This is a genomic window from Pararhizobium gei (assembly GCF_029223885.1).
Taxonomy (GTDB): domain Bacteria; phylum Pseudomonadota; class Alphaproteobacteria; order Rhizobiales; family Rhizobiaceae; genus Pararhizobium; species Pararhizobium gei.
Map to the genome: position 1 here is coordinate 3,519,334 of NZ_CP119409.1, position 12,859 is coordinate 3,532,192.

General features: G+C 58.6%; 17 protein-coding genes and 1 pseudogene. 11 read left to right on the forward strand and 7 right to left on the reverse strand.

The window, feature by feature from the left end:
• Window positions 1–22 precede the first annotated feature (22 nt).
• From PY308_RS17165 to PY308_RS17180, 4 genes are all read right to left on the reverse strand, one after another.
• Window positions 23–823 carry an inositol monophosphatase family protein gene (locus tag PY308_RS17165; protein ID WP_275784990.1) on the reverse strand — a complete coding sequence of 267 codons (801 nt, stop codon included), beginning with the start codon at window positions 821–823 and terminating at the stop codon, window positions 23–25.
• A 62-nt stretch (window positions 824–885) separates the two neighbouring features.
• Window positions 886–1,449, reverse strand: a complete 564-nt coding sequence (gene efp / locus PY308_RS17170) for an elongation factor P (protein ID WP_275784991.1) — start codon at window positions 1,447–1,449, stop codon at window positions 886–888.
• 103 nt (window positions 1,450–1,552) lie between these two features.
• Window positions 1,553–2,725: a tetratricopeptide repeat protein gene (locus PY308_RS17175; protein ID WP_275784994.1), complete on the reverse strand. Its 1,173-nt coding sequence runs from the start codon at window positions 2,723–2,725 to the stop codon at window positions 1,553–1,555.
• Window positions 2,726–2,734: 9 nt separating this feature from the next.
• The gene (locus tag PY308_RS17180) at window positions 2,735–3,388 is read right to left on the reverse strand and encodes a thiamine phosphate synthase (RefSeq protein ID WP_275784995.1); all 654 of its coding nucleotides are present in this window, start codon (window positions 3,386–3,388) and stop codon (window positions 2,735–2,737) included.
• A gap of 105 nt (window positions 3,389–3,493) precedes the next feature.
• Here PY308_RS17180 and PY308_RS17185 point away from each other — a divergent pair, with 105 nt between their 5' ends.
• Entirely contained in the window at window positions 3,494–4,273 is a 780-nt protein-coding gene (locus PY308_RS17185) for a sulfite exporter TauE/SafE family protein (RefSeq protein ID WP_275784998.1), read from the forward strand.
• A 118-nt stretch (window positions 4,274–4,391) separates the two neighbouring features.
• Entirely contained in the window at window positions 4,392–4,652 is a 261-nt protein-coding gene (locus tag PY308_RS17190) for an ArsR/SmtB family transcription factor (protein WP_275784999.1), read from the forward strand.
• A 171-nt stretch (window positions 4,653–4,823) separates the two neighbouring features.
• On the opposite strand, the gene PY308_RS17195 is transcribed toward PY308_RS17190, so the two are convergent.
• Complete coding sequence (locus PY308_RS17195) at window positions 4,824–4,997, reverse strand: YdcH family protein (protein WP_275785001.1); 174 nt, start codon at window positions 4,995–4,997, stop codon at window positions 4,824–4,826.
• A 207-nt stretch (window positions 4,998–5,204) separates the two neighbouring features.
• On the opposite strand from PY308_RS17195, the gene PY308_RS17200 reads away from it, so the two are divergent.
• From PY308_RS17200 to PY308_RS17225, 6 genes are all read left to right on the forward strand, one after another.
• Window positions 5,205–5,408 (forward strand): YdcH family protein, encoded by a 204-nt coding sequence (locus PY308_RS17200; protein ID WP_275785006.1) that lies wholly within the window; start codon window positions 5,205–5,207, stop codon window positions 5,406–5,408.
• Between the two features lie 100 nt (window positions 5,409–5,508).
• A complete protein-coding gene (purE, locus tag PY308_RS17205; protein ID WP_275791183.1) occupies window positions 5,509–5,973 on the forward strand; it encodes a 5-(carboxyamino)imidazole ribonucleotide mutase in 465 nt (154 codons plus the stop codon).
• Window positions 5,970–7,019 (forward strand): 5-(carboxyamino)imidazole ribonucleotide synthase, encoded by a 1,050-nt coding sequence (locus PY308_RS17210; protein ID WP_275785008.1) that lies wholly within the window; start codon window positions 5,970–5,972, stop codon window positions 7,017–7,019. The genes purE and PY308_RS17210 overlap by 4 nt, the downstream gene beginning before the upstream one ends.
• Before the next feature lie 183 nt (window positions 7,020–7,202).
• Window positions 7,203–7,328, forward strand: coding sequence for a type B 50S ribosomal protein L36 (ykgO, locus tag PY308_RS17215; RefSeq protein ID WP_034855034.1), 126 nt, complete (start codon window positions 7,203–7,205; stop codon window positions 7,326–7,328).
• Between the two features lie 123 nt (window positions 7,329–7,451).
• Window positions 7,452–8,063 (forward strand): tetratricopeptide repeat protein, encoded by a 612-nt coding sequence (locus tag PY308_RS17220; protein ID WP_434064163.1) that lies wholly within the window; start codon window positions 7,452–7,454, stop codon window positions 8,061–8,063.
• 110 nt (window positions 8,064–8,173) lie between these two features.
• On the forward strand, window positions 8,174–9,178 hold the full coding sequence (locus PY308_RS17225) for an alpha/beta fold hydrolase (protein WP_275785017.1): 1,005 nt from the start codon (window positions 8,174–8,176) through the stop codon (window positions 9,176–9,178).
• 55 nt (window positions 9,179–9,233) lie between these two features.
• Here the strand turns inward: PY308_RS17225 and pyk are convergent, their stop codons facing one another.
• Both pyk and PY308_RS17235 read right to left on the reverse strand, forming a co-directional pair.
• Window positions 9,234–10,673, reverse strand: a complete 1,440-nt coding sequence (gene pyk, locus PY308_RS17230) for a pyruvate kinase (protein WP_275785020.1) — start codon at window positions 10,671–10,673, stop codon at window positions 9,234–9,236.
• Window positions 10,673–11,053, reverse strand: a pseudogene (locus PY308_RS17235) (DUF1036 domain-containing protein); the annotation flags it as partial. The pseudogene PY308_RS17235 and the gene pyk, both read right to left, overlap by 1 nt.
• A gap of 287 nt (window positions 11,054–11,340) precedes the next feature.
• Here PY308_RS17235 and PY308_RS17240 point away from each other — a divergent pair.
• The 3 genes from PY308_RS17240 (at window position 11,341) to PY308_RS17250 (ending at window position 12,841) form a co-directional block, all read left to right on the forward strand.
• Window positions 11,341–12,144, forward strand: a complete 804-nt coding sequence (locus tag PY308_RS17240) for an N-formylglutamate amidohydrolase (RefSeq protein ID WP_275785021.1) — start codon at window positions 11,341–11,343, stop codon at window positions 12,142–12,144.
• Window positions 12,145–12,152: 8 nt separating this feature from the next.
• Window positions 12,153–12,458 carry a DUF1244 domain-containing protein gene (locus PY308_RS17245; RefSeq protein ID WP_275785022.1) on the forward strand — a complete coding sequence of 102 codons (306 nt, stop codon included), beginning with the start codon at window positions 12,153–12,155 and terminating at the stop codon, window positions 12,456–12,458.
• A 119-nt stretch (window positions 12,459–12,577) separates the two neighbouring features.
• Window positions 12,578–12,841 (forward strand): DUF2312 domain-containing protein, encoded by a 264-nt coding sequence (locus PY308_RS17250; RefSeq protein WP_018327905.1) that lies wholly within the window; start codon window positions 12,578–12,580, stop codon window positions 12,839–12,841.
• Window positions 12,842–12,859 lie beyond the last annotated feature (18 nt).

The window sequence follows — 12,859 nt, forward strand, 5'->3', positions numbered from 1 at the left end:
GGCGCCCCGGCGCGACCTTCACTTACTTTCCGGGCAAGGGGCGGTGCAGCACGTCATGGAGCGCCTTGCGGATATATTCGTTGCCGGCAACGATCGAGCCGTCGTCCATCGGTTTGTTGCCACCATCGATATCGGCAACCCAGCCGCCGGCCTCGCGAATCAACAGGATGCCGGCAGCAAGATCCCACGGCATCAGGCCGCGCTCCCAGAAGCCGTCGAACCGGCCGGCCGCAACATAGGCGAGATCGAGCGACGCAGCGCCCATACGCCGAACGCCGGCGACCTCGCCCATCACATGGCGCAGTTCCACGAGGTAGGTGCCGTGATTGCCGACGCCCAGATGCGGTGTACCTGTGCCGATGACGGCGTCCGACAGGCTCTTGCGGGCTGCAACACGCAGGCGACGGTCGTTGAGGAAGGCGCCGCCGCCGCGCTCGGCCGTATACAATTCGTCCGTCGCCGGATTGAGCACGACGGCGGCAACCACCTCGCCCTGCCGTTCGAGCGCGACCGAGATCGCGAAATGCGGTATGCCATGCAGGAAATTCGTGGTCCCGTCGAGCGGATCGACGATCCAGCGATGGGCGCCGTCGGTGCCGATGATTTCATCGCCTTCCTCACCGAGGAAACCATAGGTCGGACGCGCCTTCAGCAGTTCCTCGCGCAGCAGCTTTTCAGCCTTGCGGTCTGCCTGCGAAACATAGTCACCCGGGCCCTTCAGCGACACCTGGAGGTTCTGCACTTCACCGAAATCCCGCGCCAGGGCTTTGCCAGCCTTGAATGCAGCCTGCACCATGACATTGAGAAGAGCTGAACGTGCCATCTTGGCTTTCCTTCGAACAGGCCCGGCCCGCAAAGACCGGAAAATTAATATGCCGCTGCGGATCAGTCCGCGCGGCGAAGATAGGTGATTTCATTGGTATCGACCAGAATGCGCTCGCCAACGGCCACAAAGGGCGGCACCAGAATCCGCACGCCATTTTCAAGAACCGCAGGCTTGTAGGAGGATGTCGCAGTCTGGCCTTTGACAACCGGGTCAGCCTCAGCAATGGTCAACACCACCTGATCGGGCAGATTAATACCGATCGGCCGCTCGTCATACAGTTTTACGGAAACCATCATGCCGTCCTTGAGAAAGGTCGCGCGGTCGCCGACAAAATCCTTCTGCAGTTCGAGTTGCTCGTAGCTTTCCACATCCATGAAGATCAGGGCATCGCCCTCCTCATAGAGAAATTGAAAATCCTTGAGTTCGAGCGTGACGAGTTCCACAGTTTCGGAAGAGCGGAAGCGCTCGTTGAGCTTTGTCCCGTCGATCAGATTCTTGAGTTCGACCTGGTTGAAAGCCCCGCCCTTTCCGGGCTTGACCGTTACGCTTTTCACAGCTGCCCACAGACCGCCATTGTGCTCGATAACGCTGCCGGGGCGAATTTCGCTGCCGCTGATTTTCATGGGAAGCATGTCCTAAACATATCCGGCCACCCAGATGGCCAGCCAAGCCGGCGCTTCAAGACCACAAAACCCCACAAAGTTCAAGTCTCGCGGTCAAACCCGCTCAGGTCCGCCGGTGCTTGTTGGCCGCGCCAACGGCAGCCTTTTGCTGCTCGTCGGTCAGACCAAGGTAGAAATCCTCGATAACCGGATCCTTCAATCCCGCCCGGCGCGACAAGACGTACCATTTCGCAGCTGCAACGGGATCGGGCCGGGTGCCGATGGCATTGACATACAGGTGAGCCAGCTTGTTCTGCGCAACGACATTGCCGCCCTCGGCAGCCCGCCGCATCCACTTGAATCCCTCCTCCAGGTTTCTGTCGCCGCCGATCCCATCCACAAGCCAGATGCCGAGATCGAGCTGGGCGGTGTCAAAACCGGACCGTGCGGCACGCAGCAGCCAGTTGCGGGCTTTCTCACGCTTGCTCTCATCGATACCGTCGACATTGAGGTAAATCTGCGAGAGCGCATACTGCGCGTCGGCTATCCCTTGTTCGGCCGATTTTTCATAATAGGGCAGCGCCGCCTTCAATCCTTTTTCGCCGGGCATATCGGCAACCAGCAACTGGCCATAGTTGAACTGTGCCGACGGGTTGCCCAGATCGGCGGCCTTCTTCATCATCTCTTCCGATTTCTTCCGATCGCGCTGAACATCGCGGCCTTCCATCAAAAGAAGAGAATATTTGAACATGGCATTGGGATCGCCGGCATTGGCCGCCTGACCGTACCAGAAGGCAGCATCCTTGTTGTTTCGGGCAACGCCCAGACCTTGCGAGAATAGCTCTGCGACAAGGGTCTGAGCTGCAGCATCGCCAAGTTGCGCACGCGGAAGAGCAAGCTCCAGTGCCGTCAGATAAAAACCACGCTGATACGCCCCAAACGCATCGTCAGGCTTGCCTTTGAAGGGCTTTTCCTCAGGCAATGCGGGCAGATCGGCTCCCATCCTGTCAAATATGCTGGCGCGGTTTGACGGCGCAAGCTTGCCTGAATCCAGCCTTTCAGCGTCCTCCGGCGTCTTCAGCGTCGGCACCTTGTCGTCCGGCAGGATCGCTCCGTTAAAGGGTGTGATGCGCCCGCGTTTTTCGGCAGGCAACCCGCCGTCGTCTCCAGCCGGTGCCTGCACGCTTACGCCCGGCAAGGCATCCTGAGCGGCAAGCCTGTCAGCAGCGCCGGGAGCAGCGGCACAGGCCAGCAAAAACGAAGTCAGTATCCGCGGCACGGAGGGGCGATTGAACATGGAGATGTCTTAATCTTCAAACCGTGGCGCTTTTTCGTCAAGCAAGGCATTGACCTGTGCGACAATCGCCGCCGCCTGAGACGGTTCGGAAAAGACGGCAAGACGAAGGGCTGCAAATTCAGCGCCGCTGTTGGCGATGTCGAGAACCGATTGAGGATCGGTTCCCCCCATGACGATGCAGGGAATTTCGATCATCGAAGCCCACCATTCCCCGAGAGCGATGTTTTTCGGATGCGCCTCCGGCTTGATATCGCCGTCGATCTTGCCGAAGAACACATAATCGGGACGAATCTCGCCCATTTCCAGCGCATGGTGCCTGTCCGTCGCGTTGCCGCCACCGACGATCAGCTTGGGCGAAAACTTTTCCATGGTTTCGGCTAGAACCTGCGCATTGCCGGTGACATGAATGCCGTCTGCCCTGGCCCGTCCGGCAACCCGTGTGTCTCCGGCAAGCAGTGCTGCAGCGCCGGCATGCTGGATGACCGGAACCAGAGCCTCGGCATGTTTCTGAAAGGCCTGATCGTCAAGTCCGTATTGCGGCAGGATGACGGAAGCCACATCACCGCCACGCAGCGCATCGCTGATCGCCTGTGTGCAGACTTCCACATCCGCGATATCAGGCGCGACAAGGACGAGACGGCAGCGATTGTCTGTATTGCTCATAATATTGACTGTTCCCGGTGACATGCGCAATGGCGCATCACCCCTACTCGATTTTCATCTGCAAAAGCGATAGACCCTGCACGCAAAAGGATCAACCGGTACCAGATGCTTCCCGATCTCGAGTTTTATCTCATCGCAATTCCGGCCGTCATGCTTGTCGGCCTCAGCAAGGGCGGCATGGGCGAAGCGTTTTCCATGATGAGCGTTCCCCTGCTGTCGCTGGTGGTTGCGCCCGTTCAGGCAGCAGCGCTGTTCTTGCCGATCCTGATCGCCATGGATCTGGTCTCTTTGTGGATTTGGCGCAAGCACGGCGACGGCAAGACGCTGATGATCCTGTTGCCCGGCGCCCTGATCGGCATCGGCATTGGCTGGGCAACCTGGGCCTATGTTCCGCGGGATGCCTTGCGGTTGATCATCGGTCTCATCACCGTTCTGTTCGTTTTGCGCTATGTTCATAACGTCTGGCGCGCGCGGCGCGGCATCGTGGTTCCCGCCAAACCTCACCGACCCGTTCAAGCCACATTCTTTGGCGCCTTTGCCGGCTATGGCAGCTTCGTCGCCCACGCAGGCGGGCCGCCTTTTCAAATCTACACGCTGCCGCTCAAGCTGCCGCCGCGCGAATATACCGGCACGATCGTCCGCTTCTTCGCCATTCTGAATGCAGTCAAGCTGGTTCCCTATTTTGCGCTCGGGCAGCTTGACCTTACCAATCTGACGACATCGCTGACGCTGTTTCCACCGGCTATGGCGGCGACGGCGGTCGGCGCCTGGATTGTCAGGCGTATGCAGCCACAGGTTTTCTATCCCTTCATGTATACGATGGCTTTTCTGGCCGGCCTAAAGCTGGTTTTCGATGGCTTCAAGGCCGTCTTCCTCGGCACTTAGGCTCTCTCGAAGTAAGCGAATACGCCGCTCGCCCGGCTTGCATGCGGCGCGGCAAGAATTATACTGCAACGCACAATATCGCTTGCCTGACGGAACGATTTCTCTTAGCTTTGCTGGCATGTCAAACGTCGATCCATTTGATGCAATCTCGGATCCGAACCGGCGCTACCTGCTGGAGGAATTACGGCGCGCACCGCGAACTGTGAATGAACTTGCGGAGGGTTTGCCGATCAGCCGCCCGGCCGTTTCGCAGCATCTCAAGGCGTTGCTGGATTCCAATCTCGTATCCGTTTCCGCAAGCGGAACGAAACGTATTTATGCCATCAACAAACCCGGCTTCGACCGCGTGAATTTGTGGCTGGATCAATTTTGGTCGTAACCGCCGTCAATCAGGCGTCGGTATCGGAAGGCTCACAGCAATCGGCAAATACGGCGGACGATCCGCTTAAATCTGCTTTCAACAACACAAGCATTTACCCAACTCTTGTACGTTGGGCATAGTCTTGTGCTGGAACGCGAGCCTCCCGATGATTTCGATGAATTCACCCTATCAGTGAATTGAGGAGCGGATCTTCTCGATCTCGTCCTTCAAGCGCAGCTTTCGACGCTTGATATCAGCAATCTGCTGGTCTTCGACGGATGGTTGCAGAAGTGCAGAGTGAAGTTCCTGTTCCAGAACACCATGTTTTTTCTCAAGCGTTGCAAGATGAGCCTCAATTGACATGCGGCAGTCCCTTCCTTTTGCTTGCACCCGATCAAATTGCCGGGTGTTCCACGTTCTAACCGGGCGAGTGTGCCACGCTATTTTTCATTTGTCGAAGGCGAAATCGTGGCGAAGGATAACTTCCCGTTACCGCCCCTTCTGTGCTAGAGCGACCGACACTATGATGCGGACAGCAGACTATGCTGCCGGCTGGACGGGGAACAGTGCATGCCAGATCAGGATCAGGCCGAACTCAGACTAAGCGTAGCCCGGCTTCGACAGGAACATGAGGATTACGATGTTGCGATCAACGCCATGATCAAGACAGGCTGTGACGCTCTCCGCATACAGCGCATGAAAAAGAAGAAGCTGATCATCAAGGACAAGATTACCAAGATCGAGGATCAGATCATTCCCGACATCATTGCCTGATGTCTGGCAGCAGCGAGACTGAGTTCGACTGCCTTCAAAACACGCAACCATCGGAACGAACGACGTGACGAAGACATCCTCCCCGCCTGTCGCCATCATCATGGGAAGCCAGTCCGACTGGGAGACGATGAAAAACGCGGCCGATACGCTTGACGCCCTCGACATACCCTATGAGGCACGGATCGTTTCGGCGCACCGCACCGTCGATCGGCTTGTGACGTTTGCAAAGGGCGCACGCGATGAGGGCTTCAAGGTCATCATCGCCGGCGCGGGCGGGGCTGCTCACCTGCCGGGCATGACCGCCGCCATGACACCTTTGCCGGTTTTCGGCGTTCCGGTGCAATCCAAGGCCCTGTCAGGCCAGGACAGTCTGCTTTCGATCGTCCAGATGCCGGCCGGAATTCCTGTCGGCACGCTCGCCATCGGCCGCGCTGGCGCCATCAATGCCGCCCTTCTCGCCGCGGCCGTCCTTGCCCTCAGCGATCCGGATCTCGCCGACCGCCTTGACGACTGGCGCGAGGGGCAGACCGCGGCTGTGGCCGAATACCCAGTGGATCAGCCATGAGAACGATCGGCATTATCGGCGGCGGCCAACTCGGCCGGATGCTTGCCATGGCGGCGGCCCGGCTCGGTTTTCGCACCATCATTCTCGAGCCCCAGGTCGATTGTCCGGCAGCGCAGGTTGCCAGCAGCCAGATCGTCGCCGCCTATGACGACGAGACTGCGCTGGCGCAACTTGCGGCCTCCTGCGACGTCGTCACCTATGAATTCGAAAATGTGCCCGTTGCTGCAGCCGAGCTGCTTGTCCGGTCACGCCCGGTTTATCCGCCACCAAAGGCGCTGGAAATATCCCAGGACCGGGTTACAGAAAAAAGCTTCCTCAACGATTGCGGCATCGAGACGGCACGCTTTCATGCCATCGACAGTCAAGAGCAACTCGAACAGGCGCTTAGCGCTTTTTCCGGTCAGGGCGTCCTAAAGACGCGGCGGCTCGGTTATGACGGCAAGGGCCAAAGGGTTTTCCGCAGTGCTTCCGACAACCCTGCCGGCGCCTATGCTGCCCTCGGCAGCGTGCCGCTGATTCTCGAGAGCCTGGTTTCCTTCGAGCGGGAAATCTCGATCATCGCGGCTCGCGCGACGGATGGTGCAATCGTCTGTTTCGATCCGGCAGAAAACATTCATCGCAACGGCATTCTCCATACCTCCACCGTACCTGCCTCCGTCGGTGAGGCTACGGTGGAGAAAGCGCGCGCCGCAGCCGGTCTTATTCTGGAAGCGCTCTCTTATGTCGGCGTCATCGGCGTGGAATTTTTCGTGCTTGCAGACGGAACGCCGATCGTCAACGAAATCGCTCCGCGTGTTCACAATTCCGGCCATTGGACGGAAGCGGCCTGTGTCGTTTCCCAGTTCGAACAGCATATTCGGGCCGTCACCGGCCTGCCGTTGGGCAACGCTGCGCGGCACTCAGATTGTGTGATGCAGAATCTCATCGGCGGCGACATCGAGCAGGTTCCGGCATGGCTTGAAAAGCCCGACGTGCTCGTGCATCTCTACGGCAAGTCGGAAGCACGGGCGGGCCGCAAGATGGGCCATGTGACCGAGCTTACCTGAGGCCTTAACCCACAGAAAAGCCGGAAGCAGGTGTTAAAACCGGCGCACTGTGGTTGACAGTTTTGCGACGCCGGGTTATTTGCCTGCCACCCTAAGAGCGCGCACGGCCCCAACGGACTGCAGGCGCGCTTTTGATTGTCATAGACTGGCGAACTCGGGTTTGCCAAAACGCGGATCAAAAAAATGAAGATCAAAAATTCGCTCAAGTCACTCAAGGCCCGTCACCGCGAGAACCGTCTGGTTCGCCGCAAGGGCCGCGTCTACATCATCAACAAGCTGAACCCGCGCTTCAAGGCCCGTCAGGGCTGATTGACTGCGCGGCGATCCGGGCCGATGACGACAACGATCCCGTCGCCATCCGAGAGCCTGAGATTGACGTTCATTGGTTTGATATCTCAAATTTGATTTGATCTTCAGCCATGGCGGGCTAGTTTGTCTGCCATGGCTAAAATTATTTCTGCTCCTCTGATTCTTTTGCTGGCATTTTTTGCTCAGGGACTCGTTGCTTCGCCCGTTCTGGCAGCGGAAACCGAACAGGTATCTGCAAGCACGGGGTCTGCGCAAAAGCGGAAGATCGATACACTTTTTTCCGAGCTTAAACGGGAGCGTGACCCGCAGAAAGCCCGGGCCATTTCCGATCAAATTCGGGTTGAGTGGCAAACCCCCGACAGTGCAACTGTCAAACTCCTGATGCAATGGGCGGCCAAAGCCGTTGAGACAGAGCGCAACGCCACGGCGCTCGATATGCTGGATCAGGTTGTGACGCTGTCGCCTCTCTATGCCGAAGGCTGGAATCAGCGTGCCACGCTGCATTTCCGCATGGGCAACTACCGCAAGTCCATGTCCGACATCAACCGCGTTCTGCAACTGGAGCCACGGCATTTCGGGGCGCTGGCCGGCATGGCAGCGATCCTGACTTCTTCCGGTAGCGACGAACTGGCCCTGAGAGCATGGGAACAGTTTCTCGCCGTTTATCCGGCCGACCGGCAGGCGCAGGAGCAACTGGGCGAACTTGAGGAAAAACTGGCGGGAAACCGCACATAATGCGTCATCGGTGAAACCGTTGGCCGTCCTTCACCGTTTCCGACTGTAGGCATATAAAGTTTGTATCCGCGCCCGGACCGGCATCTATGAGTTTTTCAATCAGGACAACCATGCTTTTTGTCGGTTCGGTGTTTCTCGCCTTGCTTGTCACGGGTTTTGGCTTCAGCGCCTACCAGGCTGCGGCCTTTGAAAGGGGATCTGAAAACAAAGGCGAGCTGATCGATGTCGGCGGTTACAGGATGAACAGCATCTATGTACCTCCATCGACGCAAGCCGATCTCCCACCTCTTGTCTTCATCCACGGAGCGAGCGCCAACCTGCGAGATCAGATGACTGCCTTTCGAGGCAAACTGGAAGGCCGCGCCGGGCTGCTCTTCGTCGATCGCCCGGGTTTTGGATTTTCCGACCGCGGCGGACCCGAGAATGCCTATCCGGATGGTCAGGCCGATGCCATAGCTGCCCTGATGGAAAAGCGCGGGATTGGCAAGGCGATCATCGTCAGCCATTCCTTCGGCGGCGCAATTGCCGCCAGTTTCGCCCTGAACCATAAGGACAAGGTGTCAGGGCTTCTGTTTCTCTCGCCAGCGACGCATCCCTGGCCGGGGGGTATAGAATGGTACTACAATGCCGCCAAGGTACCCGTCTTCGGATGGCTCTTCTCTACTCTGGTCGCGCCGCCGGCTGGTATCGCTCTGATCGACAAAGCCACACGGGCAGTCTTCGCTCCCAACCCGCGCCCCGACACCTACATTGAAGATACCGGCGCCTATCTGGCGCTGAGACCCCGCGCCTTCCGCAACAATGCAATCGATATCGCCAATCTTCTGGATTACGTGAAGAGAGTGTCGCCGCGCTATCGCGAGATCAAGGCGCCGACGGTGATCATCACGGGTGATGCGGACAAGATCGTCTTTCCGGAGATTCATTCTCGGCAACTGCATGAAGACATCGAAGGCTCGACGCTGCTGCGTATTCACAATCTCGGCCACAAACCGGACTATGTGGTCAATGATCTCGCTATTGCGGCGATCGAGACACTGGCCGGGAAAAAGCGCGATCTCCGCAGGCTTGCTGCCAAAGCAGAAGCGCGCATTGCAAACGACAACTCGAACTGAAGACGCCGCATGGTGCTGGAACATGCGGCGTCTGAAAGCAGCAGTGCCGTTCTGCTTAAACGCCGCTCAAGCCGTCCGAACCAATATAGGCGATACGCAGCATGTTGGTCGCGCCGGGCGTGCCGAGCGGCACGCCGGCCGAGATGATCACCCGGTCACCGGGCTTTCCAAAACCTTCGGCAGCGACGATACGGCAGGCACGATTGACCATGTCATCCAGATCGGAGGCATCGCTTGTCACTACACAGTGCAGACCCCAGACAACCGACAGCCGGCGCGCCGTCTGAATAACCGGCGACAGGGCGAGAACCGGAACCTGCGGCCGCTCGCGGGCGGTGCGCAGACCGGTATTGCCGGAGGACGTATAGCAGACGATGGCAGACAGTTTCAGCGTCTCGGCGATCTGATGAGCAGCGAGCGAAATGGCGTCGGCGCCGGTTGCCTCCGGCGGTGTGCGCTGGGCATAGATGATGCCCGAATAATGCGGATCGACTTCGATTTTGCTGGCAATCGAGGCCATGGTCGAAACCGCTTCGATCGGATAGTCGCCGGAAGCGGACTCGGCCGACAGCATGATGGCATCCGCGCCTTCGAACACGGCGGTCGCAACGTCGGACACTTCGGCACGTGTTGGAACAGGCGCCGAAATCATCGATTCCAGCATCTGGGTCGCTACGACCACCGGTTTCCCCGCCCGCCGGCAGGCGCGGATCAGCTGCTTCTGCAGGCCGGGCACCGCTTCCAGCGGCATCTCGACCCCGAGGTCGCCACGGGCAACCATCAGCGCGTCCGACAATTCAATGATCTCGTCGATACGCTCGATCGCCTGCGGCTTCTCGATCTTCGACATCAGGCCAACGCGGCCGCGCGACACCTTGCGGACTTCGGACAGATCTTCGGGACGCTGGATGAACGACAGCGCGACCCAGTCGACATCATCGGTTTCCAGAACCGCGTCCAGGTCGGCGCGGTCCTTCTCCGTCAGCGCGCCGACACCGAGCAGCGTATCGGGCAGGCTTACGCCCTTTCGGTCGGAAATTTTGGTTCCGGCAACGACAGTGCAGACGATGCTCGTCCCGTCGGTCTTTTCAGCCCGCAGATGCAGCTTGCCATCATCGATCAGCAGGCGGTGTCCCGGCTTCACCGCTTCGAGAATTTCCGGATGCGGGAGAAAGACGCGCTTGTTGTCTCCGGGCGCGTCTTTGTTGTCGAGGGTGAAAGTCTGGCCCGGCACAAGATCGACCTTGCCGTCCGCGAACTTGCCGACGCGCAGCTTCGGTCCCTGAAGATCGGCGAGAATGCCGATCGGCCGGCCACAGCGCGCCTCGACGTTGCGGATGCGCTTGACGAGTGTGCGCATCATGTCGTGGCTGGCATGGCTCATATTGATCCGAAAGAGATCGGCGCCAGCCTCATGCAGCTTCTGGATCATCTCTTCTTCGTTGGAGGCCGGTCCAAGCGTTGCGAGGATTTTGACTTTTCTGTTCCGCTTCATCAGTTCGGGCTTTCCTGGGTGCCGGGGGTATCGGACAACTGAACCATCCAGCTTCCCTGACGCCCCGTGTCATATTCCTTGAATCCCATCCGCTGAAAACCGCGCGCGAAACAATCCTGCACGCCGGTGATCTTGAACTCGTTTTCGGCAACGCACATGTTGACGTCTCCGGTCCAGCGCCCGCCGCGGGCAGCATCTTCAGCATAGAGATAATAGTATCGCGATTGAAGCTCGCCCTGGATCAGCGTGGCGCAGGTCGTTGCCGGCACCTGCCACCACCCCTCGGTGATCCAACCCTCCTTGGCGCGGTAGCCGATCGCCACACCCACCAGATTTTGCGTACCGTTGCAAACGCGAAAATCGGCCCGCGCGTCTCCCGCGGTTACAATCTGGACGGAAGCGGTCACGACGAAAAAAAGAACAATGCTGGGAAGCCAGCTTCGAATGTTCCGCCGGGCAAGGAGATATCTGGACACGGTTTCCAATGGGTCTCCATTGTGATTTGTCGTGGGACTTTCTTGCGACGCTAGCCCCGGAAAGTCAACGCTGAGTCTAATCGATTACATCTGGCTTTTTGGTGACGGCAATGTCACGAAATGCCCGCCGTCTTGCGATAGTCGTCACACCATGTCATCAAAAACGGCAATACGTGGATTGAGTTGAACCCATGTCGGAAACATCGTCTTTCGAGATAATCGCAGGCAATGAAGATGCCGGACTGATCCTCCTGGCGGACCATGCCATGAACCGCCTGCCTGAAGAGTATGGCAGCCTCGGGCTGCCGGAGACCGCGTTCCATCGGCACATTGCCTATGACATCGGTATAGAGCAGTTGACGCGCCGCCTTGCGGCGCGCCTCGGGGTGCCAGCCGTGATGAGCCGCTTTTCCCGGCTCCTGATCGATCCGAACCGCGGCGAAGACGACCCGACGCTCATCATGAAAATTTCCGATGGCGCGATCATTCCCGGCAATCATCCAATCACGGCCGGGGAGTGGGAACGCCGCCTGGATCGCTTTCACCGGCCCTATCACCGTGCCATATCCGAAACCATCGCCGGGGTCGCTGCGGCAAGCGGGCGCGCCCCCCTTATTATCTCGCTTCACTCCTATACGCCAACCTGGAAAGGCATCGCCCGCCCATGGCATGCCGCCGTACTCTGGGACAATGATCCGCGCGCCGTGCATCCCCTGATCGAGGCACTCGAGGCCGCAGGCGATGTCCTCATCGGAAACAATGAGCCCTATGACGGAGCGCTGCGCGGCGATACGATGTTTCGCCACTGCATGGAAACGGGCTTGGCCCACGCGCTGATCGAGGTAAGACAGGATCTGATCGGCGATGAGATCGGCGCGGCGGAATGGGATTCGCGGCTGGGACCAATTCTTGGCGAGTTGAACGGCCGCCCTGATTTGCACGAGGTCAGACGCTATCCCTCGCGCACCGGTCCCTACACGTGTGAAACCGACTGAGGAAAACGATGCCAGAGCCGACAGCCCAGCAACAATTGGAATTCGAAGCCGCCGCCTTTCGTCGTCTGACGGCCCATCTGCGTGACCGAAGCGATGTCCAAAATATCGATCTGATGAATCTTGCCGGCTTTTGCCGCAACTGCCTGTCCAACTGGTACAGGGATGCAGCCGCTGCCGGAGGCGTCACGATCGACAAGGATGCATCCCGCGAAATCGTCTACGGCATGCCCTATGAGGAATGGCGCGAACGATTCCAGCGGCAAGCCTCCGCCGATCAGACTGCGGCCTTCGAAAAGAACAAGCCCGCCGATTGACCGGTCGGATTCCGCCCCCAATTCGTGTGTTCCAAATCAAAGCACTTGACCTTGAGACCGCTTCGCGGCAGGTCACAGCATCACCATCACCCCACCCTTCATCTCATAAGGAGAAGACCATGTCGGATGCCCATGGCGTCGCCCGCGATCAGCTTCGCTCTTTCATCGAGCGGATCGAGCGGCTGGAAGAAGAAAAAAAGACCATCGCCGACGACATCAAGGATGTCTACGGCGAAGCTAAGGGAACCGGCTTCGATACGAAGATCCTGAAAAAAGTCATCGCAATCCGCAAGCAGGACAAGGACGAGCGCATGGAACAGGAAGCCATCCTCGACACCTATCTCGCCGCGCTTGGAATGATCGACGCGCCTGAAGCCGAGTAGAGACAAACCAAAGCTTGA

Excerpts from the sequence above, each read along its gene's own strand:
- PY308_RS17185 (WP_275784998.1), top strand. The coding sequence starts at position 3,494 with ATGCTTCCCGATCTCGAGTTTTATCTCATCGCAATTCCGGCCGTCATG.
- PY308_RS17180 (WP_275784995.1), bottom strand. The coding sequence starts at position 3,388 with ATGAGCAATACAGACAATCGCTGCCGTCTCGTCCTTGTCGCGCCTGAT.
- efp (WP_275784991.1), bottom strand. The coding sequence starts at position 1,449 with ATGAAAATCAGCGGCAGCGAAATTCGCCCCGGCAGCGTTATCGAGCAC.
- PY308_RS17165 (WP_275784990.1), bottom strand. The coding sequence starts at position 823 with ATGGCACGTTCAGCTCTTCTCAATGTCATGGTGCAGGCTGCATTCAAG.
- PY308_RS17200 (WP_275785006.1), top strand. The coding sequence starts at position 5,205 with ATGCCAGATCAGGATCAGGCCGAACTCAGACTAAGCGTAGCCCGGCTT.
- PY308_RS17175 (WP_275784994.1), bottom strand. The coding sequence starts at position 2,725 with ATGTTCAATCGCCCCTCCGTGCCGCGGATACTGACTTCGTTTTTGCTG.
- PY308_RS17190 (WP_275784999.1), top strand. The coding sequence starts at position 4,392 with ATGTCAAACGTCGATCCATTTGATGCAATCTCGGATCCGAACCGGCGC.
- PY308_RS17245 (WP_275785022.1), top strand. The coding sequence starts at position 12,153 with ATGCCAGAGCCGACAGCCCAGCAACAATTGGAATTCGAAGCCGCCGCC.
- purE (WP_275791183.1), top strand. The coding sequence starts at position 5,509 with ATGGGAAGCCAGTCCGACTGGGAGACGATGAAAAACGCGGCCGATACG.
- PY308_RS17210 (WP_275785008.1), top strand. The coding sequence starts at position 5,970 with ATGAGAACGATCGGCATTATCGGCGGCGGCCAACTCGGCCGGATGCTT.
- PY308_RS17195 (WP_275785001.1), bottom strand. The coding sequence starts at position 4,997 with ATGTCAATTGAGGCTCATCTTGCAACGCTTGAGAAAAAACATGGTGTT.
- pyk (WP_275785020.1), bottom strand. The coding sequence starts at position 10,673 with ATGAAGCGGAACAGAAAAGTCAAAATCCTCGCAACGCTTGGACCGGCC.
- PY308_RS17250 (WP_018327905.1), top strand. The coding sequence starts at position 12,578 with ATGTCGGATGCCCATGGCGTCGCCCGCGATCAGCTTCGCTCTTTCATC.
- PY308_RS17240 (WP_275785021.1), top strand. The coding sequence starts at position 11,341 with ATGTCGGAAACATCGTCTTTCGAGATAATCGCAGGCAATGAAGATGCC.
- PY308_RS17225 (WP_275785017.1), top strand. The coding sequence starts at position 8,174 with ATGCTTTTTGTCGGTTCGGTGTTTCTCGCCTTGCTTGTCACGGGTTTT.
- ykgO (WP_034855034.1), top strand. The coding sequence starts at position 7,203 with ATGAAGATCAAAAATTCGCTCAAGTCACTCAAGGCCCGTCACCGCGAG.